Consider the following 25,298-nt stretch of genomic DNA (forward strand, 5'->3'; position numbering starts at 1 on the left):
GTTTAAACGAATTGTGATGCTGCATGTGCCGATGACCATGCCCATTGGAAATTGAATCCGCCCAAATGACCCGACACATCCAGCACCTCACCCACAAAGTACAGTCCTTGCTGTTTTTTACTTTCCATGGTTTTAGAGGACACTTCCGTGGTGTCGACACCGCCTAAAGTCACTTCGGCAGTTCGGTAACCTTCTGTGCCTGAGGGTTTAACTTCAAAGCCCTGCACACGTTCCGCAACATGACTGAGTTTTTCATCACTGATATTGCCAATCGCATTTTCAGCAACATCCGCCCAAATCAAGCTTTGTAGTTCTAACACCACACTTTTTGGCAAATGTTCAGTCAGCAGAGTACGCAGTAGCACTTTAGGTTGACTGGCTTTCTTGGTTTTTAAGAAATCAAACAGATCGAGATAAGGCAGGAAGTTGATGTTAAAACTTTGACCCGCTTCCCAGTAATTTGACAGTTGTAAAGAACTTGGACCACTTAAACCACGATGGGTAAACAGCAAAGCTTCCGTAAAGCTATTCAGCGTATTCGACAAGGTTGCATCAACGGCATTACCGCTCAAGCGAGTCGTGACTTCTTTAAAGCTGTCTGAAAAAGTAAACGGAACCAAACCTGCACGAGTGGCATAAATGTGATGACCAAATTGTTTGGCAATCTCATAGCCAATCCCTGAACCGCCTAGGGTCGGAATAGACAAGCCACCGGTCGCCACTACAACAGATTCAGCCTGATAGTGGCCAATCGTGGTCGCAATTTGAAAACCGATGCCGTCAACCACATTCACTGCTTTGACTTCAGCGCTGGTTTTGATCTCAACCAATTGGGTTTTTTCACATTCAGCCAATAACATGGCTAAAATTTCTTTGGCGCCGTTTAGGGTAAACAACTGACCGTGTTTGCGCTCTTCGTATTCGATGCCGTGTTCACAGACCAAACCAATAAAATCCCAGTTGGTATAACGAGTCAGTGCAGAAATAACAAAGTGCGGATTATGCGAAATGAAATTTTCAGGCTCAACATACAGATTGGTAAAGTTACATTTACCGCCACCGGACATCAGAATTTTTTTGCCGACTTTATTGGCTTTTTCTAAAACTAAAACTTTACGTCCACGTTGAGCAGCCATGTAGGCAGTCATTAAGCCAGATGCACCTGCACCAAGCACTACGACATCATATTGATTTAAAGACATGACACACTCACGGGATTTTAAAGCAGGGCATTATAGTCAATTTCAGTTTCTTTTTCAGGACTATCTCAGATCGATCGCATTTCAGTTAAGCGCCCTTGTAAGCCACCGCTATGGATCACCAACAGACGTGTATCGCTTGTCATTTTGCCTTGATCAATCAAATCAAAGATGCCGAGCATCATTTTAGCGGTGTAGACCTGCTCCAAGGGAATGGCATAGTTTTGTTCAAATGTGTACATAAAATGCAGCAGCTCAGCTGTGGTTTTGGCATAGCCCCCACAGCAGTAGCCATCGCTAATGTGCCAATGGGTTTTTGAGGTCAGTTGCTTGACATCATTCGTTAAAAAATCACCTTTTAAGGCAGAAAAACCCAGTACCTGCTGTTGTTCACCACTCGCTTCAATTAAGCCAGTGAGGGTCCCACCGGTGCCAACTGCACAGCAAATCACATCAAAATCGGTGCGATCATGATCGCTCAGGATTTCTTGACACCCTTGAATAGCGAGTGCATTGGTGCCGCCTTCAGGAATTAGATAATGCTCAGGAAATTGAGTATTTAACTCGGCTAAAAATTCAGGCGTGTTTTTTGATTTATATTTTTCACGTGAAACATAATGTAAATGCATGCCGTGAGTTTGCGCCGTGGCTAAGGTCGGATTTAAAGGCCGATTTGCTAATTCTTCGCCACGAATCATCCCGACACTGTCAAAACCGTAGTAATCAGCGGCATAGGCTGTGGCAGCGATATGATTGGAATACGCACCCCCAAAGGTCAAGACTTTGCTAAAGCCTAAGCGTTTCGCTTCTAAAAAGTTATATTTCAGTTTAAAAAATTTATTGCCTGAAATTTGTGGATGCAGCAAATCCAGTCGTTTTACGGTAATTTTTACATTTTTATAAAATAAGCTGTCATAGGGAATGGCGTGAGGTGAATGTAGGGCAATATCGTCAAACATAGCGCTGTCAATGAAAACATATAAAGCTAAAGCAAACAGTATAACCAACAAGAGGTGTGATCCGCTGAATTTGATTGGGTTAGCAAGTTGGGTGCATCCAATGTATTTTTGCTAAACTCAACATAGGATAAAAATAAGCACCATAAAAATGACGATTTTCCGCCGGATAGCCCAAATACAACCTCTAAAGTTTAATCTTCAAATCAGATGTAGATGCCAAAGCATTTTGAAAAAATTCACTCCTGTACTTGCTATCGGGTTGATCTCAGCACTGACGGGATGTGATTCTAAACAGTCGATTTCTGAGTCAGCTGCTGTTTCGGAAACCACGCAGACTCAGTCTGAAACATTAGAATATCGGGATGCATTTGATGCGTGGAAGCAAAGCCAAAATCCGCAAACCTTATTGGCTTATGAAGATTATTTTAAAGCCCATTTCAAGCAACCACCGAGCCTGTATGTCTTGACCGTCAATACGCATCCTTTTGAGCAAGACTGTGAGCAATACCGATTTGCACTGCCTCCGAAGCAGATGTGGCACAACTTGTTACCGGCATTGCAGTTGGTCGAGCAATTACAACAGCAGGGTATTTTTGCCGAATATAAAATTGTGTCTGTGTATCGCAGTCCTGAAGCGAATCATTGCGCGCGAGGGGCTAAAGCCAGTAAACACTTAAACAATTATGCGGTGGATTTCAAACCCTTAGATGAATCATTGCAACCCTATGCGGATGATGCTGCGATGGATCAGAAACTCTGCGCATTTTTGCACAAACACGGTCAAAAACTACACTTGGGTTTAGGCCTGTACGGCAAACAACGTTATCACATCGATCGACAAGGCTACCGCACATGGGGTGTTGGCTATGGTTCAGCCACTTCACCTTGTCTTAAAAAATAATGTTTTGTATCGCATCATTTTGTCGGTTGAGAAGATGCTTGGGGTGATGTTGAATAATTCCTGAAAATCACTTTCATTTTATTGAGAGGTATCGACAGAAGTCACCACAGACATCCCAGGACTCAGCCGTTCAGCGCCTTGTTGACGGGGATCAATCGCAATTCGAACAGAGATACGCTGCACCACTTTGGTAAAGTTACCGGTGGTGTTGTCCGGCTTTAACACACTAAACTCAGAACCTGCGGCAGGCGAGATTTCTTCCACTTTGCCGCTAAATTTTTGATGATTGAGCGCATCGACTTCAAAGCTTGCCGGTTGTCCAATCTTCATATTGGCAATTTGGGTTTCTTTAAAATTCGCAATAATCCAACGTTGCTGTGGAATCAGATACATGAGCTGTGAACCGGCAGCAACATATTGCCCAATGCGTGGAGCAACTTCACCCAATTGACCATCCATTGGAGCAATAATAGTACTGTAATCCTTGGTGGTGACCGCTTGATCAAATTGTGCTTGGGCATTGGTGACTTGGGCTTTGAGTCCCGCTTCAGCCACCTGCGCCGTTTTTAAGGCTTGTTTTGCCACCATGACATTGGCTTGCGCTTGTTTGAGTTGGGCCAAATTATTCTTAGCATCGGCTTTCATGCTGTCTTGTTCGGACTTCGACACTGCACCGCTATCACCGAGTTGTTCATAACGATTAAGTTGCGCATTGGCCAACTCATAAGCAGCACGGATTTGTTCGACTTTGGCTTGCGCAGACAAAATATCGGCTTTACGCTGTTCAATGATCTGGGTTTGATTACTCAAGGCATTCTTGGCTTGATCCACGCCTGACTCAGCTTGAGTGACTTTTTGATCATAGGTGCGTGCATCAATTTTCATCAAGACCTGACCTTTTTTGACATGGTCAAAGTCCGTGACCAATACCTCTTGTACATAGCCATTGATCTGTGAAGACAATACCGTGGTTTTGCCTTTGATATAGCTGTTATCGGTGGATTGGGTGGCAGTATTGAAAGGGCCAATTTTCCAAGCCCATAATACCAATGCAATACCGATCAACAGCACGACCAACATCATCATCAAGACTTTTTTATCGGTTGAAATCAGCTTACTTGGCGGCGCTGATATGGGCGCTGCTGTCGGTGCAGCTGGCGGGGTAGAACGATTCTGTTGTTCTGAGGCTTGGTCGGATGTTGTTGTGTGCGCTTTGGCATTTAACTCTTGATCTTGTACTGTGGCGTGACTGCTGTGCTGATCAGCGTCTTGATGCGAGGTTGTATCTGACTTTGGATTTGGGTTTTGATTATTGGTATCTGACATGAGTATGCTCTTCATTTTAATAAGGTCTGCTGATGGTGTCTAAGGTCGACTCAGCTAAGTGAAGATATGTTTTTGTTTATAGGCTCGATATTTCTCTATCAGCATTAAACTGATGCGCCACAGCAACAGCAGGACGCCAAATACGCCGTTTAATACAATTACGTCGCTATAAGCACGCACTTGGGCTTCTTTGCTGATCGTTTGACTTAAAGTACGCTGGGCTTGATTTTGCGCTTGCACTGGATCAAGCGTGTAGCTTTTGGCTTGTACAGCATAACTTTGCATACGTTGCTCAAGCATAGGATGGGTCGGGGAAAGTTGACTGATGATTTCTGCTTGATAGTTTTTGGTACGCACCTGCTGATAGGTCGAGAAAAATGCCGAACCCATCAAACCGCCAAAAGTTTGGGTTGCCGATAGCATCACCACAAAAGTCACCATATGGCTTGGGCCTTTTTGCATCATGTTGACGAAGCCAATCAAAATCAGCGGGCCAATAAACAGACCGCTGGCAAATCCCACCAAGAATTGGCTCAAATAGAAATCCGCAGGACGTACCGCACTGGTCAAGTGATAATCCAAGCTACAGGCCACTAAAATTAAGATCACCGCACTAAACAGGTGAATGGTTGCCCATTCCTTTGTAAAGGTGAATGCGCTGAACACAGTACCGAGAAAAATCCCGAGAAAGATTAAGCTATAGAATGTGACAAACTGATCAGGGCCCATGCCCATGGTTTTTAAGAAATTGACCGCGGCATAACTTTGCTCAGACATTAAAAAACGAATGGCAAAGGCACCAAAAATAAAGCGCAACATGATGGATGTGCCAATCCAGCGGGTAAAGATCAGTGGACTAACACGATAATGTTCATATAGGAAACCTAAAAATAAACACAGCATTGCACCGATCAGGACATAGGCCAGCCATTTCGCTTCAAACCACCATAAAATTGGACCTTGGGTCAACAAAATACACAGCAGGGCAAAGCCGGTCGCCATCAAACTAAAGGTGACCAAATCACGGTATTCAAACACCTCGATTCGAGCACTACGCGGCAGTTTTAATGACACCACCATCGCTAAACAACACAGTACCAAACCCAGTTCAAAGGTATAAAAGATTTTCCAATCTTGGACATCGACCAAGTAAGGAGAAATCATCCACGCCAACGGCATTCCAAGCTGTTGAAAACCGAAGGCTAAATATAAACCCCGCACAAAATGCACCCGTCTAAAGGCTTGGGTGATGTAGTAAATGCCCAAAGAGGTTAAGGGTGCAGACACAAAGCCGCTGACACTGCGCACCAACACCGCCATTTCAAAGGTACGTACGAAAATATGCAGCAGCAACACCAAACTAAACAGAATTAAAGCCAGCTCCGAAAACAGCCTTAATCCATACTGTTGCCGTGCTTTAAATAAAATCAAGTTAGAACTGACATTGGCCATGACATAAGCGGCAGGTAACCATGCTGCTTGTGAGGGGGTAAGACTGTATTCACCTTGGATTAAAGGCAAATTGGCGGAAATAAAGCCATTACTTAAACTGCCTGCAATCGCAATAAAAGTGCCAATAAAAAAATATAGAAAACGTTTATAGGTCGGATGGGCAATCGATGCTGGTGAACCCGGTAAAGTGGGCTTTTCTTCTTCAGTCCAGTCGGGCGGGGTTTCCAATAAACGTGGCGATGGAGTACTCATACGCTTTGCCTAAGCTTTAATGCCATTGAGCAACAGCTCAACTGCACGCTTCGCCAATCTCAGCTGATCTTGTTCACTGTAGCCTTGTAATGAACTGCGTAGAATGGAAGTCACCATACTGTAGTCACGTGTGGTGAAATCAGCTCGGCAATGTCCGGTGGCAATCGCTTTATCAATCAGGGGCTGCAAAATTTCGTCACGGCGTTGGTACATGGCCTGCAAACTTGGATCATCTTTGACAATCACCCGCCAATATTCGACTAAGGCGGTCAAATAGGGAATGTTATAAATATGATCTTGGATCAGTTGAATAAAGCCATCATCAAACTGTGCTAGTGTCTTGGCTTTTTGCTCAAGTCGATCGAAAGATTGTTTCATCAAGGCAATCACCAATTCTCGCCGATCAGCAAAATTACGGTAAAAGGTCGCACGTCCAACCTTGGCTTCATCAATAATCAGTTGTAAGGGCGCATTGATGCCATGAACTCGAAAGACCTGTATGGCCGCTGCCAACAACTCTTCTCGATTTTGCGATGCCAATTGTTGACGTGAGTTCATGCTAGGCTCTGCTTTGAAGTGGATTGATCTTGCATATTAAACGGACAAAATTGTCCGAAGTAAAAATAAACTCTGTAAATTTGTGTAATTTTTAATCTATATTTTTGATTTTAAATGCGAATAAAATTTAATCTGTGTGTTAACTTTTGCTCAATAGATGCTATGCTCAATACAGAATAACAATCAAAAGCAGGGTGGGTTATGAACAAATATGCCATCATCGTGTCACTTAGCCTTGTGCCGTTTATACAAGCCTGTGATATCAAAGATCCAACCAATAAGCCAAAAACTGAAGCGCGCACCATGATCATCGGTGGTGTGCCTGTACATGATCGTGATTTTAAAATCACCCAAAAATCGATGCTTGTGGCTAACATAGAAGACTTGAGCCCTTCCTCAATGACACCTTAAGTTTCAATGTTCAATGATAAAAATGCCTTATTTCAGGCAATAGTCAGTTCACTGCCTATAATCGAGGCATTGCTACAATGTAATTTAAATTTTATGCAGAATTTTGCTGACAAAGGTTGTAAAATCGCTGTTCAAAATTTCTTAATGCATATTTAAGGTGTGGACTTGGATTCTTTACTCATTTTAGGCTCGATTGCTTTGGCACTGATGTTAGGTGCAATGAGTCCTGGTCCGACCTCAATTTATGTGGCAAAAAACTCCATTTCCATTTCTCGTCAGCATGGTTTGTTCACTGCACTCGGTACGGGTACAGGCGCTGCGGTATTTGGTCTATTGGCTGTGCTAGGTTTACAAGCCTTCTTATTGGCGGTGCCGTCTGCCTATCTGGTGTTGAAAATTTTTGGTGGTATCTATTTGCTGTATTTGGCGTTTAAAATTATTAAACATGCCAAAGAACCGATGCAAACGCATAATGATGCCAATCAACAAATGTCGTTACGCCGTGCGTTTTTCACCGGTTTAATCACACAGTTGTCTAATCCCAAAATTGCGATTGTTCTGGCGAGTATCTTCACTGCGTTGTTGCCAAAAGACATTCCGAGCTATTTTTACGTAGTGTTGCCTTTACTGTGTTTCTTTATTGATGCAGGTTGGTGTTCACTGTTGGCGGTGGCACTGTCTTCTGAGAAACCACGCCGTGTCTATTTGAAATTTAAAGCGGTTTTCGACCGTCTTGCCGGTGGTGTGATGACCATCTTGGGTCTAAAACTGATTTTCGGAATGAAATAATCAAGCACTTAGCTTTATATAACCCGAATCCTGTTTAAGCCGATGACTCCATAATTTGAATTGTTGGCTTATTTTTATGGATCAGTTGATATGCACACAAGGACGCGTAAATCCCTCCTAGAAATCCATGAACACTACGTGCTTTGCTTGTCACTAAATTGTACTGACCTTTCAATAAACTGAATAAAGTCTCTATCTTATTGCGCTGTTTTAAGTGATATCTATCTGAATCAGAAAGTTGTATAGCCTGCATATTTTTTCGATGATAGGTAATTAAATCAATGCCTTGCTCTTTCAACCTACTCTTCAGTTCTTGACTAATATAGCCACGATCTCCATACAACTTTGCTTCCATCTCTTTAACGAGTCTCTCAACCATTTTTATGTCAGCAACATGTCCATTCGATAAAGCAGAACAAGCAATTTCCCCAAATTGGTTCATTGCAATGTGCAATTTACAGCCATAAAACCAGCCCATTGAACTTTTACCACGAGATGCAATTTTAGCTAAAGATTTATGGCGTTGAATACGTTGATTTTTACAAACTGGCAAAGTCGTTGAATCAATCCATAAATATTGTGTATCTTGGTCTTTCATTAGCGCCACATGTAAAGCGTGTAGAGCTAATTGATGTCTATTGATCAGATGAATCATCCGTTGGTAACAGGGTAAGCTTTTAAATAAATGATTTTTATCCTGTTTCAACCATGTGAAAAATGCTTTGAAATTATTGAAATGAGAACATTTATACCAGATCGCAATAAAAGTGATTTCTGAGATACTCAAATGAGCGGTTCGGACTCTGGAGAAACGACGACTTTGTTTAAGAAAATTCCAGTAGGTTGTTTCAAATTTGAGAAAGAAATCATCAATTACGCAAAATAATTCGGTACTATTAAACATCGGGACTAGAGTTTTAAGTTTTGTGTGGTAACTCAACTGATGGCTCTAGTCCTTCTATTTTTCAAGTTAATTTCTTATCCGCGATTCAGGTTTATATATTGTCTAACAATACGTACTTTGTGACCCTTAATCACATTGTGCAGTCCTGATCGGCTATGAACTTTAATGCGACATCACAGTAGGGTAGAAATATGTCTTTCTCCCTGAGTGATGTATGCAAACTCTTCTAAGAAGTAAACCTCAAAATAAAACCGTCCAACACAAAGTCAAATACCGCCTTGGACAATTGGGCACCAAATTTTTAGGTGCTGTGCCTGCATGTAAACAGGCGAATCTTCCACGTGATTATAATTTTGATGCGCATGTGTTCCATCCGCAATTTGCCAGTACTCATTACGGCATCATGATTCCAGATTTACCTGAGCCGTATCGCTATTTGTCTTATGCCTCTGTCATTGGTGATGTGGGGGCAAAGATCACTAAAGTCTGTCCAACATTGTGCCCGCATACGCCTGCAAATACCGCCACTTTGGTGCATGGTACAGCCTTGTCAGATGCCAAAGAAGCTTATCGGATTTACTCGATTGAAGAGCAACTTCAGTTCCAACAAAGCCCGTTTCGAATCGATTTTGCCGAAGATTCCTCGCTGTATGAACAAGACGGGACATACCGTCTGGTATCTAATCTTGAAGATTTAAAAGTCGATTTAACCTTAACCCCCACCGATGCTTTGACTTGGTTTGCTCACAGTCAAATCTATCAGCATTTTAGTGTGCTGATGCGTTATACCGGCACGATTACCCAACAGGGTCATACGGTTGAAGTTTCAGGTTTGTGTACGCTTGAGCATTGGAAAGCCATAGCAGTATCGATGTTGCCAGAGCGCTTTTTATCACGTCATTTGACCTTGCCTTTGAACTCATTTACTTATCAAGTGATTAATTTAGATGATGAATCACAATTGGTGTTGGCATTTGTGGGGGCATTTGGTCAGCCGGCTTACACTGCCGTGTCGTACCGTCATGTCGATGGTACATCTATTCAATATGATGATGCTTTTTTTGAAGTGGTGGCTTTAAAAACCGAGTCGATGATGACCCCTGATGGTCATGCGATGGAAGTTCCGCAGTCGTTTCGTTGGGTGGTGCATCATCAAGGGGAAAAGGTATTAGAGCTTTTAGCAGTGGTGGATACGCCGTATTGTTATGGTTTGGCAGCGGGGTATGTAAGTAGTTATCAATGGACAGGGGAGTTTAAAGGTCAAAAGGCTGAGGGACGAGGATATTTGGAGTTTATTGATCGGCGTTGAATGATTAACTGGGGATAATATTCAACAGTCATTTTTCATCATCTTGTTCAGATGAGTCATGATTTTGTTTGAGCATGTCAGAAGCTACACGGGCAGGTGAGTCTACAGGTTCGTCTTCAATCAGTTTTGAAAAATCAACCATTTTAAAACTTCCAGTTTCACAGTTCGCTAGTTTACATACTTCTTCTTGATAAGCATCTTCGCCCATTGATTTAATCGCCTGTTCTTTCCAATATTGAGCCTTTTCTTCGTCTTGTTGTTCAATCGGACGTCTAAAATTGTATTCATCTACCAATGTGCGCTGTGCGATAGGAGAACCTTGATGACCTGCCTTTTCTAAATAAGTCATATATTGTGGTGAATGATCACCATAATATTGCGCCAATAAATAAGATGCATAAGCATTATCTTGATCCGATAAGTACTCAATGGGTTTGAGATCTAACTCATTTCTTATTTCATCATTTTGGAAAAAGAGTACATATTCCAATAATGCCATGGAAGCAGATTGATCACCTTTTTGGATATCGCTTTTAAGATGTTTTATATAGCTAGCAGTTTGTTGCTCAAAATAAGTTTTCAGCTTTGTTTCTTTGCCTTCTTTTAACAGTGTGGTTAATTCTTTAGAGTACTCTGGGGATATCGGATCATTGGGGTCTGACATATAGGCATTTAATAGTTTTTGGTAGCGGTCTTTTACGCTTTGCACATTAGCGCTAAATGTGTAATTAGTTTCATTGACTGATGCAATGCTTAGAGTGGAAACGATACATGTTAAGAGAAGTAGAAGCGCTTTCATATTTTCTTAATTAATTTTATTTGGCTAAAAGATTAGCAGATTTATGGAAATTTAGAAAATTTAATCCTCATTTTGTTGGGTTAAAAGTAATAAAACCCCTTTGTTAGTTATAGAACAAGTTCGTGTACCCCTAACGAACGGGCGACATTCATGACGCGAGTCATTTGATTGACTACTGCCTTGTAAGTTAAAAAGAATTTCCCTCTCCTTTTAGGAGATGAACAGCAATGTTGCGCAAGGGAGTGAGGGTAAAACAAAAAAAGCCCCTACAATGTAGAGGCTTTTTCTTATCTAAGACTTAAATCTTAAGACACTTTATCACCCGGTTTAGCACCAGATTCAGGTGAAATCACCCAAACACCGTCGCTATTACCTGCAGCTAAAACCATACCGTTAGAAATACCAAAACGCATCTTACGTGGTGCAAGGTTTGCTACCATCACCACCAATTTGCCTTTTAGGTCTTGAGGCTCATAGAACTCACGAATACCGCTAAATACGTTACGTGGCTCAGCTTCACCGACATTTAAAGTCAATTGAAGAAGTTTATCTGAACCTTCAACTGTTGCAGCTTCAAGAACTTCCGCTACTCGTAAGTCAATTTTCATAAAGTCTTCGATGCCAATGGTGCTTGTGTTAAGAGCAGCTTCACCGACTTTAGGTTCAGCTTTCTTCTCTTTAACTTTCTCTTTTTTCTTCTCAGCTTTTGGTGCTTCAGCAGGGGCAGCTAAAGAGTCTTTAGAGGCATCGACCATAGCAGCAACAGCTTTCGGGTCAACACGTTGCATGAGTGGTTGGAACAATGCAATTTCATGACCGACTAAAATCGTTTCACGAGAAGCGAAGTCAAAAGCATCGAGTTGCAAGAAGTTTTGAACTTGCTGAGCCAAAGTTGGCAATACAGGTGCAAGGTAAACCGCCAATTGACGGAATAGGTTAATACCCACAGAGCATACGTCATGCACTTGTTGGTCTTCACCTTCGATTTTAGCCAAAGCCCAAGGCTTTTTCTCATCGATGTATTGGTTGGCTTTGTCTGCAAGCGCCATGATTTCACGAATCGCAGCAGAGAACTCACGCGCTTCGTATTGCGCAGCGATCGACGCACCTGCATCAATAAAGCTTTGAACCAATTCAGGCTCTGCACAAGTCACAGAAAGTTTATTGTCAAACTTGGTATTAATGAATTTCGCACAACGACTGGCAATGTTCACCACTTTACCGACCAAGTCAGAATTCACTTTTTGAACGAAATCATCAAGGTTCAAGTCAGAATCTTCAACTTTGTCAGAAAGTTTAGAGGCGAAGTAGTAACGTAGGTATTCAGGGTTCAAGTGCTGTAAGTAAGTCTCAGCTTTGATGAAGGTACCGCGAGATTTCGACATCTTCTGACCATTCACAGTCAAGAAGCCGTTTACGAATAAACCTGTTGGGGTACGGTAGTTTGCACCTTCAAGCATTGCAGGCCAGAACAATGCGTGGAAATAAACGATGTCTTTACCAATGAAGTGATACACCTCATTTTTAGAATCTTTCTTCCAGTAGTCTTCGAAGTTGAGTTCTGGACGTTTGCTTTTGATGTAGTTTTCAAAACTCGACATATAACCAATTGGCGCATCGACCCAAACATAGAAGTATTTGTTGGGTGCATCAGGAATTTCAAAACCAAAATACGGTGCATCACGAGAAATATCCCAATCGTTTAAGCCCGCTTCAAACCATTCATCCAGTTTGTTGGCAATCGACACAGGTAAACGACCTTCATCGCGTGTCCACTTTTGTAGGTATTCACCAAAATTCGGCAGTTTAAAGAAGTAGTGATCTGAAGATTTCTCGACAGGTGCAGCACCGCTTAAGGTTGATTTTGGATTCAACAATTCAGTCGCATTGTAGGTTGCACCACACACTTCGCATGAATCGCCATACTGATCTTCCGCTTTACATTTCGGGCAAGTCCCTTTAATGAAACGGTCTGACAAGAACATGCTTTTTTCAGGATCGAATAACTGAGTTACAGGACGAACCGCGATATTGCCTGCTTCACGGTTTTTAATATAAATCTCAGAAGCACGTGCTTTGTTGGCATCGCTGTTGGTTGAATCATAATGGTCAAAGTGAACACCAAAGCCATCAAAATCACGCATATGTTCTTTTTGAACATTGGCAATTTGCGCTTCAGGCGAAATGCCATTGGCTTCAGCACGAAGCATGATGGCTGTACCGTGAGCATCATCCGCGCAGACATAAGTCACATCATGACCCATAGCACGCATGGCACGAACCCAAATATCTGCTTGGATATAACCGAGTAAGTGACCCATATGGATAGGACCATTGGCGTATGGAAGGGCGTTAGTGACTAAGATATTACGCACGGATATAACTCTCTCATTCGTCGTGTATGCAAGGTGGCTAATTTTACATGACTTGCATGTGAGATGCACAAAGGTTTCGATCAATTCGACTGAAAAGTAGATTTTTATATATTCAACGCACAATAACAGCGATAATGTTGAGTTAAAGTGATACCAATGAGAAAGCCATGACCAAGCCCCATAATGATCGTTATGACGATTTTGAACATGATGACTTTCAAGATGATCAGTTTGATCGTGAGGTGACCCGTATTCCTCAACACAAAACTCAAAAAGTCTTGGGCAAAACAATTTTGGAGTTAGCACATCAATATTGGCAGGACATTGTTGAGGCTGAACACAGTTTACTGATTCAAAGCCTGCGTCAATTGGCACAAAAAGAATCGTATTTTGATGTGCTTGCCGATGAGCTCGATCAACCTCTCGATGCCAAAATTGCCAATGATGCTTTAAATTTTATGCATTTTTGGAGCTTGATTCAAAAGCATGAAGTTGATGCTGCGCAGTTCAATTTGCTTGAATTGATCAATACCGAATATTTCCAAACTGAATTTTTTAATGCCTTTGATGCGTTAGAGATTACTGAGCGTAAAGCCCAACGCCGTGTGATTTTGCAGGAAGCCTTTAAGTTGTATCAACTTGAATGTTATGCAGGCTGTATCCCTGTGATTTATGCACAACTCGAAGGGCTGTTGACCGATGTACTGATTGAGCAAGGCTTCTTAAAACAGAGCCAAACCAAATTGGTCGATGTGTATAAAATCGTACCCGGTTTAAAGGGCAATGAAATTAAGAGCTTGTGGCATAAATCAAAAATTGCCGGTGAATTAAATCGTTATTTTGCAGAGTTGGCAGCCTACAAAATGGACAGTAGTTCTACTGTGACCATGACCCGACACAATATGTTGCATGGCACGGATGTTGACAACTTCAATCAGGAACGTAGTTTTATCTTGTTTATTTGGTTGTTCTCAGCAGTCAGCTTTATGAGTACCTTAAGAAAATAAAGATTTACATAAAGAAGGTAAATAAATATTTACCTTCTTATTGCTATACTTCTTTCAAATCTAATATGAATCAACACGATTTATTAGTTCTTTGATCTCTTTTTTTAGAGTACAAGCTTTTCTACAATGACGGTAGGTGAGAACTTTTTCCCAATTCTGATCTTTGATCAGGCAAACCTTAAAATATCCATTACCTTTACCATTATATTTATACCAACCCACATCTAGTACTATGTTTTTCTCTAAAAATTTTATTTGTAATAAATCTTCAGAAAAATCTAAGAAAGAATTTTTATTTAGCTTGTAATCACTATTCAACCAAGAAAGATTATCAAAATTCACAACGCCTGTTCTTATATTGATTCCCCACCATAATGTTGCTTCAGATAACTCGCTTTGGCTCATATTTTAACTGTCCTTAATCAAAAATATAGCTCACTATATACCAAGATAATTGCTCATACTTTAGTTTTAATCTTGCACTATGAGCTGTTTAATTTTGGTCGCTTTTTCAAAATGATCCAATCGATGCGTTTGGATCCACCATGTTGCAACTTGCATTAAAGTGTCTGGATCATCATTTTTATTGGCAAAGAAGGCATAAAACGATAAGCCGACATTGTCACCTTTCTGTCTGATTTTATTTTCGCAAATTTGAATAATTTTTTGTTTTAGCTTCGAATCAAGTTTGGTTTTTTGAGTATCTGGCATCGTTTTACTTCTAACGGTCATTTTTGATGTTTAAAAAATGACTGTAACACTTGTAAGCAAAAAATACTGCGCAACAGCATGTAGTCACTTTGTTGCAAAATGATGCTAAAAACATGCAAGTGAATGAAATGCTGTATAAATAATTGTTAGACAATTTAATGATTCATCCAGAGATCAATCCCATCAGAGGTGCAGACATGAGCAACAATAAAAATGTAGAGCAATTGAAAGATAAAGCAGCTGATTTAGGTGCGGATATTAAGCATAAAGCGCAAGAAGTAAAATTAGACGGTGAAAAAGCGTTGGATGATTTAAAACATTCAGCCAAAGAAGCCAAGCTTGAAGGTGAGAAAAAGCTCGATGAACTCAAACGAGACACTGAAGCAAAGCAAGCTGAACATAAAGCGACAACCAACGATAAAGTGGATGAAGCCAAAACCAAGGCAGCTGATTTAAAAGATCAAGCGCATGAGAAATTTGATCATTTAAAAACTGAAGCCAGCCATAAATTGGAAGAGGCCAAGTTAAAGGCTACTGAGCTTAAACATGATGCAACAGTGAAACTTGATGAGCTTAAAGTTCAAGCCACAGAAAAATTGGATGATTTAAAGAAGAAAGCAACCGAAACCTTAAACAAATTTAAAGGCAACGACAAAGCTTAAAATTCATTCTTTGATCAAACGTTTTGAACAAAAAAAGAGTGATTCAATCACTCTTTTTTATTGAACATATCAGGCGAATGAAAATGACGTTAAATCCAAGTATTAGATATTTTTACGGTACTCAATTTTGCGCACTTGGTTATTCACCACCGTGACTGCATAAATATTTTCACCAATATTATATTCATATTGCATCGCATTTACCGTATTTGTACCTTCATGCCACGCCGTCGTTTTCATCGACTGGGGGGACTGTGCAGTGCGATCAATCAATTGATCTAAACTATCGCCAACGGTAATGGTTTGGTTGGTTGCGGTACGGAAACTATAGGTTTCGGTCATGCTGGCAAACACAATGCCAGAACAGGACAGTGCTAAAATCAGTGCCATGATTTTTTTCATCAAGTATCTCTCTTTATCTGAATTCACATTATGAGTATAGAAGTGTGATTTAAATAACACAAATCATGGTGAGTGATACTTTGGTTGAATTTATTGATCTTTTAATAGGATTCAGCTGTGTCAGTGTGCTAACAGGGGCATGAGAATCCTCATCCATGGTCTTAGAATACTTAACCTCAAGCACATTTAAGGCTAAACTAACTGATTCAGCTGTATGTCCATCTTTGGAGTAAATTATGTCGTGGCTTTCTTCTCTCAAATCTGTTTTTTCGCCTGCGAAGGAGGTCAAAGAAGAGGAAATCCAAAACGTATTACAGTCTTATTTATTGCCTCGTACAAATGCACCCCTCAAAGACCGTATCAGCCAAGTCAATGTTGAAGGTCGTGTGCTACAGATCACCATCAATACCTTTAAATCTGAAGCAGATGATTTACAAAAAATCCATGATGACCTTGCAGATGCCCTAGAGCCATGTGGTATTCAAGAATTGAATATGCATGTGATTCAACAAAAGCATGAACATACATCAGGTGGCTGTGGACATGACCACAAAGCGGGGGAAAGTTGCTCAAGTCAGCCAAAGACAGCAAGCGCACCAACAAAATCGAATTTACCGCCTGTGGTCGATGCATCTGGCACGACTGAAGCACCGATTCCAATGAAAAAACCTGCGCCAGAAAACATCGATCCAAATAATCCTCCGATTCAAAAAGCAGCGCCTTTGCAACGTGATGTACCAAAACATCCACGCATCCAAAACGTGATTTTGGTGTCATCCGGCAAAGGTGGTGTGGGTAAATCGACCACCACAGTGAATCTTGCTTTAGCCATGCAAAAGCTCGGTTTAAAGGTTGGCGTGTTAGATGCAGACATCTATGGTCCAAGTATTCCGACCATGTTAGGCAATGCCGGACGTACCCCAATGATTGAGGCAGAACAATTTGTGCCGATTGAAGCTTATGGTATGGCAGTGCTGTCGATTGGGCATTTAACCGGGGACAACAATACCCCTGTGGCATGGCGTGGTCCAAAAGCCACCGGTGCCTTAATGCAACTGTTTAACCAAACTTTATGGCCAGACCTAGATGTATTGGTGATTGATATGCCACCGGGTACAGGCGATATTCAATTAACTTTAGCGCAGCGTATTCCAGTAACAGGGGCGGTGATTGTGACCACACCACAAAATGTCGCATTATTGGATGCCACCAAGGGGATCGCACTGTTTAATAAAGTGGGTATTCCGGTCATGGGCGTGGTTGAAAATATGTCGACGCATATTTGTTCCAACTGTGGTCATGAAGAGCAAATTTTTGGTACAGGCGGTGGCGATCAGTTGGCAACGCAATATGACATTCCATTGCTTGGGCGTTTACCGTTAAATGCATCGATTCGTGAAAATGCCGATTTGGGTAAACCCTCTGTCATTGCAGGCGATGCTGCCGCGGCAAACTATATCGAGATTGCACAGAAAATTGTCGATCAATTACCAAAAGCAGAAAAAGCACAGAACCGTATTTTTTAATCCGATTGAGTAGGCGATCTTGTATTCAATAGAATGTCATTAAAGCCTCTGTTTAAGTAAGCCTTGAAGCAAACACAAAAGCCCAATTTCAATTGGGCTTTTTTATGCTTAAAAGATTTCATTTAGATTGACCTGATCTGTCACATTCCGATGAATGGTCAAAAAATCGCTAATTTTAGGATTATTTGCTCTAATTTTAGTTTTTAAAATATGCATATTCTTTCTTCCAAGTATGTGAGTTTTAAAATGCGTACTCAAAAAATGGTTTCTGCGTTGATTTTGGCTTTAACTACTGTGTCTTTTACTGCTTCGGCAGCGATTATTAATACGGTTGATTTCCCATCTGAATTTGTTCAAAGCAAAGACAAAGTGGCTTCTGCTCCAGTAGAGCAAGTGACTGCGAGTGATGTGCAAAAATAATCACATTAATGCGTGTAAATGAGAGAGCTTTTGCTCTCTTTTTTATTTTAAATTTTATAAAAAAGCCAGTTTGATTATAAATAAACCATTTAGTTCAATATTTTATTTGTGTTTACAATACAGTTACATTGTTTCCATATGTAATTCTTAATTATACTGTTCAATTGAAATATACATTAATTTACTCGGGGATTTGTCATGAAATTGGCTCAAGCAATTCTTTTATCTGTTTCAACTGCACTTGTAGCTGCACCTGCAATGGCAGAATCATCGACATTGAAACAAATGGGTCAAGCAGCAGGCTTAACAGCAGCTCAAATCGCGGCAAATAAAGCAGCAAACAGCAAAGATGCGCAGAAGTTAGCGAAGAAACAAGCTGAAGCGAAAGAGAAAGCAGCCAAAGCGAAAAAACAAGCAGCTGAAAAACAAGCCAAAGCCAAAGCGAAAGCCGCTGCAAAAGCTCAAAAAGCAAAAAAAGCGGCTGCGAAAAAGCAAGCAACTTTAGCGAAAGAAAAAGCGAAAGCAGCGCAAAAAGTAAATACCGCAAAAAGCATTAAAACTGCACTTTTAGGTAAATAAGACCAGTTCGCTGCATCAAGCAAACTCATAAAAAAGTCGAACTTCGGTTGGACTTTTTTATTGCTTTTTGTTTTATAACGGAAACAAAAAAATGAGCTTCAAGTGCTTATACTGACTAGACAGTTATACATCAATCTTTATCCTATCTATATGAATGATAAATTAAAATAAAAAAAGAGCTGTTATTTAAGCATCTTCTTACAATTGAGATTTTGCTAAAGCATTTCAACTGAATTAATCTGCAATCGCTCAACTGAGAGTTTTTTGTATGATTTCATGGCTCTTCATTGGTTTGGTGATCACGATTTTATTGACACCCGGTCCGACCAATACATTGCTCGCATCCTCAGGTATTCAAGTGGGGATCAAAAAATCTTTTCGGCTGATTCCTGCTGAGGCCATCGGCTATCTGATTTCAATTAGCTGTTGGGGATTTTTGATTGGTAGAGTCACCAGTCATTTGCCTGCATTACCCACCATTTTGAAATTATTTAGTGCAGGCTATATGGTTTGCTTGGCCATTAAGCTGTGGCGCACTTCCAATGCACAGCATAATTTTTCAAAGCCGACTATTGGTGTCAGTGAACTGTTTTTTGCGACGCTACTCAATCCAAAAGCTTTATTGTTTGCTTCAGCTATTTTCCCGAGTATTGCGTGGATTAAGATGCACTACTATGTTTCGCATATGCTGATCTTCTTATTGTTGATTATTCCAATTGCATTTTTTTGGACCGTGATTGGTTCGGTACTCGCATCCAATAAAATCCGTTGGTTAAATCAGTCGAACATGCAAAAAACCGCTTCGTTGGTGATTATGAGCTTTTCGATTCCCTTAAGTTATTCAGCCATATTACATTTGTAAGATTCAAAACACTGGCTTGATTTGATCTAGGGCATGCAGCATTGTTGAGGGATTAAGCCTGCTTATTTCCATTGGACCCGAATTCAGTTAAAGTACAGCGCAGTAATTAAATTCAGTTTTTTGGGAATAAATAAATGGCAATTAAGTCTGATCGTTGGATTCGCGAAATGAGCGAAAAACACGGCATGATTGAACCGTATGCAGAGAACCAAGTTCGTTTAGATGAAAATGGTCAAAAGCTCATTTCTTATGGCGTTTCAAGCTATGGATATGATGTGCGTTGTGCACGAGAGTTCAAAGTGTTTACAAACGTTCATTCGGTAATTGTAGATCCGAAAAACTTCGATGATAAAAGTTTTATCGATATCGAATCTGATGTGTGTATTATTCCACCGAACTCATTTGCTCTAGCACGTACGGTTGAATATTTCCGTATCCCACGCAATGTATTGACCGTTTGCTTGGGTAAATCAACCTATGCGCGTTGCGGTATCATTGTAAACGTTACCCCACTTGAGCCAGAGTGGGAAGGTCACGTGACTTTAGAATTTTCCAATACCACCAATCTTCCTGCACGTATTTATGCTGGTGAGGGTGTGGCGCAAATGTTGTTCTTCGAATCTGATGAAGTTTGTGAAACCTCCTATAAAGATCGTGGTGGTAAATACCAAGGTCAAACCGGTGTAACTTTACCAAAAGCGTAATTCAGCTTGAACAAAAAAAGCAAACCTAAAGGTTTGCTTTTTTTATGGCTAATTTTTGATAAATGAATAATATGAGCATGTAGGAGAAAAGCGACAAGGGCTGTATGAAAACAGCGTTAATCCTGTTTAGAAACATGACTAAGTCATTATTATTTTAATAAGTCTATGTTTTCTATTTAAATTTCATTTATCGGAAAAACAGTGATATAACGCACATAATTTTGCATAAAAACATTTAGTTCGATAGTATAAATTGTGATGCATGACATCCTTTTTTTGAGAAGCATGGAATTATTCAGACTGCAGGATTGCAAGATCGGATAAGCACTCAAATCGCTCGATTCAACTTTGTGCTCGATGCAACCTTGAAAGAGCCAAATAAAAGCGACACTTAGAATTATAAAGATATGGTGCGGAGCATCGTATAACATAGGAAGGTCTAGATGACTACACTGCATTATACGTTTCATTTTAACCCGACAGCACGTATGAAAAAACGTGTTTTATCGGGTCTTATTGGCTTCATTCTTTGCCAAAGTAGCTTCGCGCTTGAAGCACTCTCCGATGAATCCTTAAGCTCAACCACGGGTGAAGGTGTGGCATTTGTGCCACAAGATGCATCCTTTGTCTTTCAAGGTGAAAAAGCGGCCTCTACCGATTTAAACAATCGTGCTCAAGACACCGGTTATATTCATCTAATTCCAGTGGGTCCATTGACCAGTACCGTCCAAGATACCAATAAAGATGGTGTGGTGAATGGCTCCGATCATTCAGTGGGTAAAGCGGATTTGTTCGTTTATGGTTTGGCATTGTCAAAATCTGATGGCAATCAAAATAGTCGGATTGCAGCAAATACCGCATCCGCGATTAAATCGTGGGGTACAGCGACCAACCCATGGATTTTAAAAGTAGAAACAGAAAACCAAGTTCCCAATTTTGATACGGCTAAAGTCTGTGCCACAGCCGATAAAAGTTGCCAAGTGCCTTATCTGACCCTTGAAGCACCGCTATACAATACGACGATTCCAACCCTCGATACTGAGGGCGCAGATGCCTACAAGTTAAAGTTAGGGTTATGGGCCGACGCATTTGTCCTCGACCCGAGTAAAAAAGAGGGCGATGCCAGCCTGTATAACCTCGGGGAGAAAACAGGGGTTTCAGATGCCACACGCGCCAATCGTATGCGTTTACAAATGATTTGGAATGATTTCAGTATCAATGGTTCACGCCTACAAATTTTTCAAACGCTAAATGGCGCAAAAAATGAAAATGGCATGAGCGCCTTTTATAACAATACTTTAGGTATAGCAGGTTTAGTCCGCTTAAACAGTGGCGATGCAGCTAATCTGCGTTATACCAATATGAATGGTAAGGCGCTTAGATTAAGTACCAAAGAAATTAACGATAATTCAGGAATGCTCACTACACCGGCTGTAAATGCCAATACCTTAGCCCCGAGCTTTGATGCCAATGATGGTGTTTTTATTCATAATTTAAATGCCAACTTGGTTTTAGGTTCATTGTATCAACCTCTGATTTTAGGTTCAGACGGTAAAAACTTTAGCTTAGAATTGACCCGTATTCCAAATAAAGCCGAAATCTATAAGAAAATTTATACCGATTATGACAATCCGAACTCTAAAGAATATTTAGGTTCGACCTGTAATGTATATAAGTGTGGCAATAACGGTTTGGCAGGCTATCAAGGCAATAATGCCACCCACAGTAGTATCACGATTGGATCAACTGTCTATGATGCGGCAAAGAACACGTTATCTGCATATAAAGGCAATGGTTCAACCAACGATGCGATTGGTGTTTCCTTTGGTGCGCTTAACCCGATATCCCCAGGCGCAGGTGCAGCACTACCTGCTGCGGGTAAAAATTTAGGTTCAGCAGTCATTGATGGTGTCTTGATTCAACATTTAAAAATCACCACCAAAGGTCTATAAGGAGCACAACATGAAAAAAACAATCGCGCTTCTCATAATAACCTTGATGGTCAGCCCGGTGTATGCGCTTGAAGCCTTAAGTGATGATGCTTTGCAAAATGTTGAAGGTCAGGCAGGTGCAGATCTGTCTTTAAAATTATCGATTAACCATAAACTCGAAAATGATAAATATGTGTTTGATAATGGCACAGGTGCAGTGTGTGCCGATGTGCAATTCTGTCGTCTCGCCGTTTCAGTGAATAACCGTTTTATTGATAACAATGGACAAGCCAGCAGTGGCGATGGCTATAAATTGTGGTTGGTATTTAAAGGCATTCAAGGCACGATTAATATCCAAAAATTAGGCTTGGATGGTATGGATCTCAGCTATAAGGATGATGGTGGTGCAGATAAAATTAAAGCAGCCATGCAACTGAGCTTTGATGCAACCAAACCCATTGAAATACGTAACTTTGGTTTTAATGCCTTGGCCTTTGGACAGGATAAATTTTTAACCACCGCGGGTGTTGAAGCTGGCAGTACCAATGCCAGTGATTATGGTTATCTGCAAGTGACGCGGTACGATACCAGCAATGCACCAGGTTCAGTCTATGACCATGGGCGTGAAACAGGCTTTATGGGCGTACAAATGAATGGCAATTTGGCATTACAAGGAAAGGTGATGATGTTTGGCTGTGATGCAAGTCATCCCCGTTGCTAAGCCATCATAGAACAAGGAAGCATGATGAAAAATAATATGCAGCATCATCGGTCAAATACAAATATTCAGCCTAACCAACATAAGCATGCGCAAAAATGGACCTTAAATACGTTAACCTTTAGCATGTTGATGATGGGGGCAACAGCCCCCGCTTTTGCCTTACAGGCGATGCAAGATGAAGACTTGCGTGCTGTGAATGGTCAGGACGGTGTTCAGATTAGCACTAGTTTATCAGAAGCCAATGTCGATCAGGTGTATTGGGCAGATGAAGCAGGACGTGGCAGTGAGGGTGCAACCAATAACACGCTGAAAGCAACTGTAGATAACGTGAAGATTCGCCAAAGCAATGCATCCACTGTGCCTTTAGGTGCAGAGATTAAGCTGAATACGGGGAGTCAGAACAACAATGTGGGTTTGGATTTGTCGGCAAGTTTATCGCCAGCTTTGATTACCGTAGATTCATTTCGTATTTGTAATACTGAAGCAACCGTAAGTTGTAGCCCTGCGATTGGTAATTTGGCGATTCAAACCAGTTCCAATATTGATTTAAATTTAAGAACTTTAAACGGCTTATTCAGTCAAGAAAATTTGAGTGAAATGTCTTTGGGTATTAAAAATGCCAACGTCTATATTGGACAGACCGACGCAAGTAGCAAGCTCAATCAACTGATCTTAAAAAACTTCAATTTTAACTTTGCAGGTCGTGGTGCAATTTTTGTTGATTCAGCAGAAGGCTTACGCCTACAAACCAATACTCGCTTGGCTGGGAAAGACAGTGTTGCATCAAATACGGACATCCCAAATGACAATTTGGGTTATGTCGATTTAAATCGTGTGGCGGATTCAGCATCAGGTAACACAGGGTTTAGTAATACAGGAACCTATGCCAAAGAGGGGATCACCACCAATTCAGGTCTGAACTTGGAAATCATGCTGAATAAAGAGGTAAATGCATCTGATCCTTATGCGATTGACTCAAGCAGCAACAGTCCAAAAGGGGCGAAAGGGCTAATCCGAGTGGGTGCTAGTGGTCGAATGGTCAATTCATCACTCGAATTTCGTGGGGTGTCCGGCGACAACACTGTTTTAGATAAAGCAAACAACGGCAAAGGCTCATCCACTGCACTGTCTACCAATGTTATGGGCAATTCTGGTGTGGCATTTCGAATGCAAACAGAATTTACCAAAGATGATGACTCAATGCTAAACGGTGACAAAAGCAAGGCCACCACTTTAGAGATTGGCGGGGCGGGGCTTAATGCTTATGGCTTTGAATTTAGTAATTTAACAGGCTTAATGCCAAGTACACGTGCATCATTTGACAGTGGTAATGTCTATATTAATTTAGCCGATACTAAGTCATTGACGATTCCGACCAATAATGTCTTCCAAACCACACGTTTTGGTAATGGTAGTTATCTCACCAAAGACACGGACTATTTACAAAATATTCATAAAGGCACCACAGGCACGAACCCTTACAGTTTAGTGGCTGCGATTCGTGGTGCAGAGTTCCAATCGATTTCACGCCGTGGACGATTTACCACCAGTGCAGGCGTGGCGGCTAATAATTTGTTTAGTAAATCAGGTACAGACAATCAATGGGGCTTGGCACTGCCATTTTATAATCTAAATGCCAATCTTGCGCTGTATGGCACCACTGTGAAAGCCGATCAAGCATTTTATTACACTCTTGCAGGTTCCAATGTGATACGTAATTTGGTGGCAAGCACAGGAGATACCGCGCGTCTTGGTCTATCACTTGCGATGAGTACCGAAGGGGTGAAAAAGGATGATGGTGCTAAAACCACATCAATTATGGTAATTGATGGCGGTAAAGTAAATGATGCGACAGGTTCCGCAACAGATTACTATATGGGGCTAAGAAACATTGACATGCTACTCAAAGGTGCCGGCAGTTTAGGTGTTGAAAATGGCAGTGTGAATGTGAGCTTACGTGACATGCTGATTGTAATGTCGGCTGAAGTTGCAGCGGGTTATTTACCGGGCACCACCTATAAAACCTGTAAGCTCAATGCAGGAGCTACAGGCTGTGGCACGACTAGTGCAGCGCCTAAAAACAGTTTCTCTTTACCCGATGATGTTTTGTTTGGTTTAAAATTGCGTGTTGGGGGAGATATTGATTTGTCTTTAATTCCGAATAATTCAGTCGAGGATGGCAGTCGTTTATCTGTTGTCGGTGAATTGGATTTAAAAGGGGACAACAACACCATTCAAATCAGTGACCCACAAAATGGTTCAACCTTGGGCTTAGACCGGATTACTGGTAAAGTCGGATTTAACAATGCGATTGTGGTGACCAAAGATCAGGCTTCTGGTGAGGGTAAAGTCGGTTTCCATACTAGTCTACTGATGAATCCAAATAAAACCACAAATGGTGTATTTCGTGCCAAAGATATTAATTTCTATCCACCCGCTACCGGGCCGGGTGCTCGTTTAGGTGAGCTTGCAATTACCGGTGGCCGTATTTCGAGTGAATTTAATATTATTCCTAGAAATTAACTGAAAACTCTTTTTA

At 41.0% G+C, this 25,298-nt stretch carries 25 protein-coding genes; 14 read left to right on the top strand and 11 right to left on the bottom strand.

The annotated features are described in order from the left end of the window. Window positions 1–2: 2 nt before the first annotated feature. The gene (locus tag G8D99_RS03440) at window positions 3–1,202 is read right to left on the bottom strand and encodes a BaiN/RdsA family NAD(P)/FAD-dependent oxidoreductase (protein WP_166322665.1); all 1,200 of its coding nucleotides are present in this window, start codon (window positions 1,200–1,202) and stop codon (window positions 3–5) included. Between the two features lie 65 nt (window positions 1,203–1,267). After that, the gene (locus tag G8D99_RS03445) at window positions 1,268–2,158 is read right to left on the bottom strand and encodes a 1-aminocyclopropane-1-carboxylate deaminase/D-cysteine desulfhydrase (RefSeq protein ID WP_166322667.1); all 891 of its coding nucleotides are present in this window, start codon (window positions 2,156–2,158) and stop codon (window positions 1,268–1,270) included. A gap of 226 nt (window positions 2,159–2,384) precedes the next feature. On the opposite strand from G8D99_RS03445, the gene G8D99_RS03450 reads away from it, so the two are divergent. Next, a complete protein-coding gene (locus G8D99_RS03450) occupies window positions 2,385–3,059 on the top strand; it encodes a D-Ala-D-Ala carboxypeptidase family metallohydrolase (RefSeq protein WP_166322669.1) in 675 nt (224 codons plus the stop codon). A gap of 78 nt (window positions 3,060–3,137) precedes the next feature. Here G8D99_RS03450 and G8D99_RS03455 read toward each other — a convergent pair whose 3' ends face one another. Genes G8D99_RS03455 through G8D99_RS03465 form a run of 3 tightly spaced genes read right to left on the bottom strand, consistent with a single transcriptional unit; the run spans window position 3,138 to window position 6,647 of the window. Continuing rightward, window positions 3,138–4,385: an HlyD family secretion protein gene (locus tag G8D99_RS03455; RefSeq protein ID WP_166322671.1), complete on the bottom strand. Its 1,248-nt coding sequence runs from the start codon at window positions 4,383–4,385 to the stop codon at window positions 3,138–3,140. A 54-nt stretch (window positions 4,386–4,439) separates the two neighbouring features. After that, the gene (locus tag G8D99_RS03460) at window positions 4,440–6,089 is read right to left on the bottom strand and encodes an MFS transporter (RefSeq protein WP_166322673.1); all 1,650 of its coding nucleotides are present in this window, start codon (window positions 6,087–6,089) and stop codon (window positions 4,440–4,442) included. A 9-nt stretch (window positions 6,090–6,098) separates the two neighbouring features. After that, window positions 6,099–6,647 (bottom strand): TetR/AcrR family transcriptional regulator, encoded by a 549-nt coding sequence (locus tag G8D99_RS03465; RefSeq protein WP_166322675.1) that lies wholly within the window; start codon window positions 6,645–6,647, stop codon window positions 6,099–6,101. A 201-nt stretch (window positions 6,648–6,848) separates the two neighbouring features. Here G8D99_RS03465 and G8D99_RS03470 point away from each other — a divergent pair, with 201 nt between their 5' ends. Next, window positions 6,849–7,058, top strand: coding sequence for an NF038215 family lipoprotein (locus G8D99_RS03470; protein WP_166322677.1), 210 nt, complete (start codon window positions 6,849–6,851; stop codon window positions 7,056–7,058). 165 nt (window positions 7,059–7,223) lie between these two features. Beyond that, a complete protein-coding gene (locus G8D99_RS03475) occupies window positions 7,224–7,847 on the top strand; it encodes a LysE family translocator (protein ID WP_166322679.1) in 624 nt (207 codons plus the stop codon). 34 nt (window positions 7,848–7,881) lie between these two features. On the opposite strand, the gene G8D99_RS03480 is transcribed toward G8D99_RS03475, so the two are convergent. After that, entirely contained in the window at window positions 7,882–8,751 is an 870-nt protein-coding gene (locus tag G8D99_RS03480) for an IS982 family transposase (protein WP_166322681.1), read from the bottom strand. Between the two features lie 214 nt (window positions 8,752–8,965). Here G8D99_RS03480 and G8D99_RS03485 point away from each other — a divergent pair, with 214 nt between their 5' ends. After that, window positions 8,966–10,060 (top strand): DUF6670 family protein, encoded by a 1,095-nt coding sequence (locus tag G8D99_RS03485; RefSeq protein ID WP_166322683.1) that lies wholly within the window; start codon window positions 8,966–8,968, stop codon window positions 10,058–10,060. A 28-nt stretch (window positions 10,061–10,088) separates the two neighbouring features. Here G8D99_RS03485 and G8D99_RS03490 read toward each other — a convergent pair whose 3' ends face one another. Continuing rightward, complete coding sequence (locus G8D99_RS03490) at window positions 10,089–10,859, bottom strand: SEL1-like repeat protein (RefSeq protein WP_166322685.1); 771 nt, start codon at window positions 10,857–10,859, stop codon at window positions 10,089–10,091. Between the two features lie 305 nt (window positions 10,860–11,164). Next, entirely contained in the window at window positions 11,165–13,234 is a 2,070-nt protein-coding gene (metG, locus tag G8D99_RS03495) for a methionine--tRNA ligase (RefSeq protein WP_166322687.1), read from the bottom strand. Window positions 13,235–13,401: 167 nt separating this feature from the next. On the opposite strand from metG, the gene G8D99_RS03500 reads away from it, so the two are divergent. After that, complete coding sequence (locus G8D99_RS03500) at window positions 13,402–14,241, top strand: hypothetical protein (protein ID WP_166322689.1); 840 nt, start codon at window positions 13,402–13,404, stop codon at window positions 14,239–14,241. Between the two features lie 60 nt (window positions 14,242–14,301). Here G8D99_RS03500 and G8D99_RS03505 read toward each other — a convergent pair whose 3' ends face one another. Beyond that, window positions 14,302–14,646 (bottom strand): hypothetical protein, encoded by a 345-nt coding sequence (locus G8D99_RS03505; protein WP_166322691.1) that lies wholly within the window; start codon window positions 14,644–14,646, stop codon window positions 14,302–14,304. Between the two features lie 66 nt (window positions 14,647–14,712). Beyond that, window positions 14,713–14,952 (bottom strand): DUF6500 family protein, encoded by a 240-nt coding sequence (locus tag G8D99_RS03510; RefSeq protein WP_166322693.1) that lies wholly within the window; start codon window positions 14,950–14,952, stop codon window positions 14,713–14,715. Window positions 14,953–15,149: 197 nt separating this feature from the next. Between G8D99_RS03510 and G8D99_RS03515 the strand changes: the two genes are divergently transcribed. Continuing rightward, the gene (locus G8D99_RS03515) at window positions 15,150–15,614 is read left to right on the top strand and encodes a hypothetical protein (protein ID WP_166322695.1); all 465 of its coding nucleotides are present in this window, start codon (window positions 15,150–15,152) and stop codon (window positions 15,612–15,614) included. Between the two features lie 102 nt (window positions 15,615–15,716). Here G8D99_RS03515 and G8D99_RS03520 read toward each other — a convergent pair whose 3' ends face one another. Then, window positions 15,717–16,016: a hypothetical protein gene (locus tag G8D99_RS03520; protein ID WP_166322697.1), complete on the bottom strand. Its 300-nt coding sequence runs from the start codon at window positions 16,014–16,016 to the stop codon at window positions 15,717–15,719. Window positions 16,017–16,252: 236 nt separating this feature from the next. On the opposite strand from G8D99_RS03520, the gene apbC reads away from it, so the two are divergent. The 8 genes from apbC (at window position 16,253) to G8D99_RS03560 (ending at window position 25,282) form a co-directional block, all read left to right on the top strand. Further along, on the top strand, window positions 16,253–17,542 hold the full coding sequence (gene apbC / locus G8D99_RS03525) for an iron-sulfur cluster carrier protein ApbC (protein ID WP_166322699.1): 1,290 nt from the start codon (window positions 16,253–16,255) through the stop codon (window positions 17,540–17,542). A 246-nt stretch (window positions 17,543–17,788) separates the two neighbouring features. After that, entirely contained in the window at window positions 17,789–17,962 is a 174-nt protein-coding gene (locus tag G8D99_RS03530; protein ID WP_166322701.1) for a hypothetical protein, read from the top strand. Between the two features lie 198 nt (window positions 17,963–18,160). After that, complete coding sequence (locus G8D99_RS15585; RefSeq protein WP_196782899.1) at window positions 18,161–18,541, top strand: hypothetical protein; 381 nt, start codon at window positions 18,161–18,163, stop codon at window positions 18,539–18,541. 268 nt (window positions 18,542–18,809) lie between these two features. Next, window positions 18,810–19,403, top strand: a complete 594-nt coding sequence (locus G8D99_RS03540; protein ID WP_166322703.1) for a LysE family translocator — start codon at window positions 18,810–18,812, stop codon at window positions 19,401–19,403. A 134-nt stretch (window positions 19,404–19,537) separates the two neighbouring features. Beyond that, window positions 19,538–20,107 carry a dCTP deaminase gene (dcd, locus tag G8D99_RS03545; protein WP_166322705.1) on the top strand — a complete coding sequence of 190 codons (570 nt, stop codon included), beginning with the start codon at window positions 19,538–19,540 and terminating at the stop codon, window positions 20,105–20,107. A 443-nt stretch (window positions 20,108–20,550) separates the two neighbouring features. Then, entirely contained in the window at window positions 20,551–22,059 is a 1,509-nt protein-coding gene (locus G8D99_RS03550; RefSeq protein WP_166322707.1) for a hypothetical protein, read from the top strand. A 10-nt stretch (window positions 22,060–22,069) separates the two neighbouring features. Continuing rightward, entirely contained in the window at window positions 22,070–22,759 is a 690-nt protein-coding gene (locus G8D99_RS03555; RefSeq protein ID WP_166322709.1) for a hypothetical protein, read from the top strand. 24 nt (window positions 22,760–22,783) lie between these two features. Continuing rightward, the gene (locus G8D99_RS03560; RefSeq protein ID WP_406741514.1) at window positions 22,784–25,282 is read left to right on the top strand and encodes a DUF6160 family protein; all 2,499 of its coding nucleotides are present in this window, start codon (window positions 22,784–22,786) and stop codon (window positions 25,280–25,282) included. Window positions 25,283–25,298 lie beyond the last annotated feature (16 nt).

The organism is Acinetobacter lanii, assembly GCF_011578285.1.
In the GTDB taxonomy this organism is placed as follows: Bacteria; Pseudomonadota; Gammaproteobacteria; order Pseudomonadales; family Moraxellaceae; genus Acinetobacter; species Acinetobacter lanii.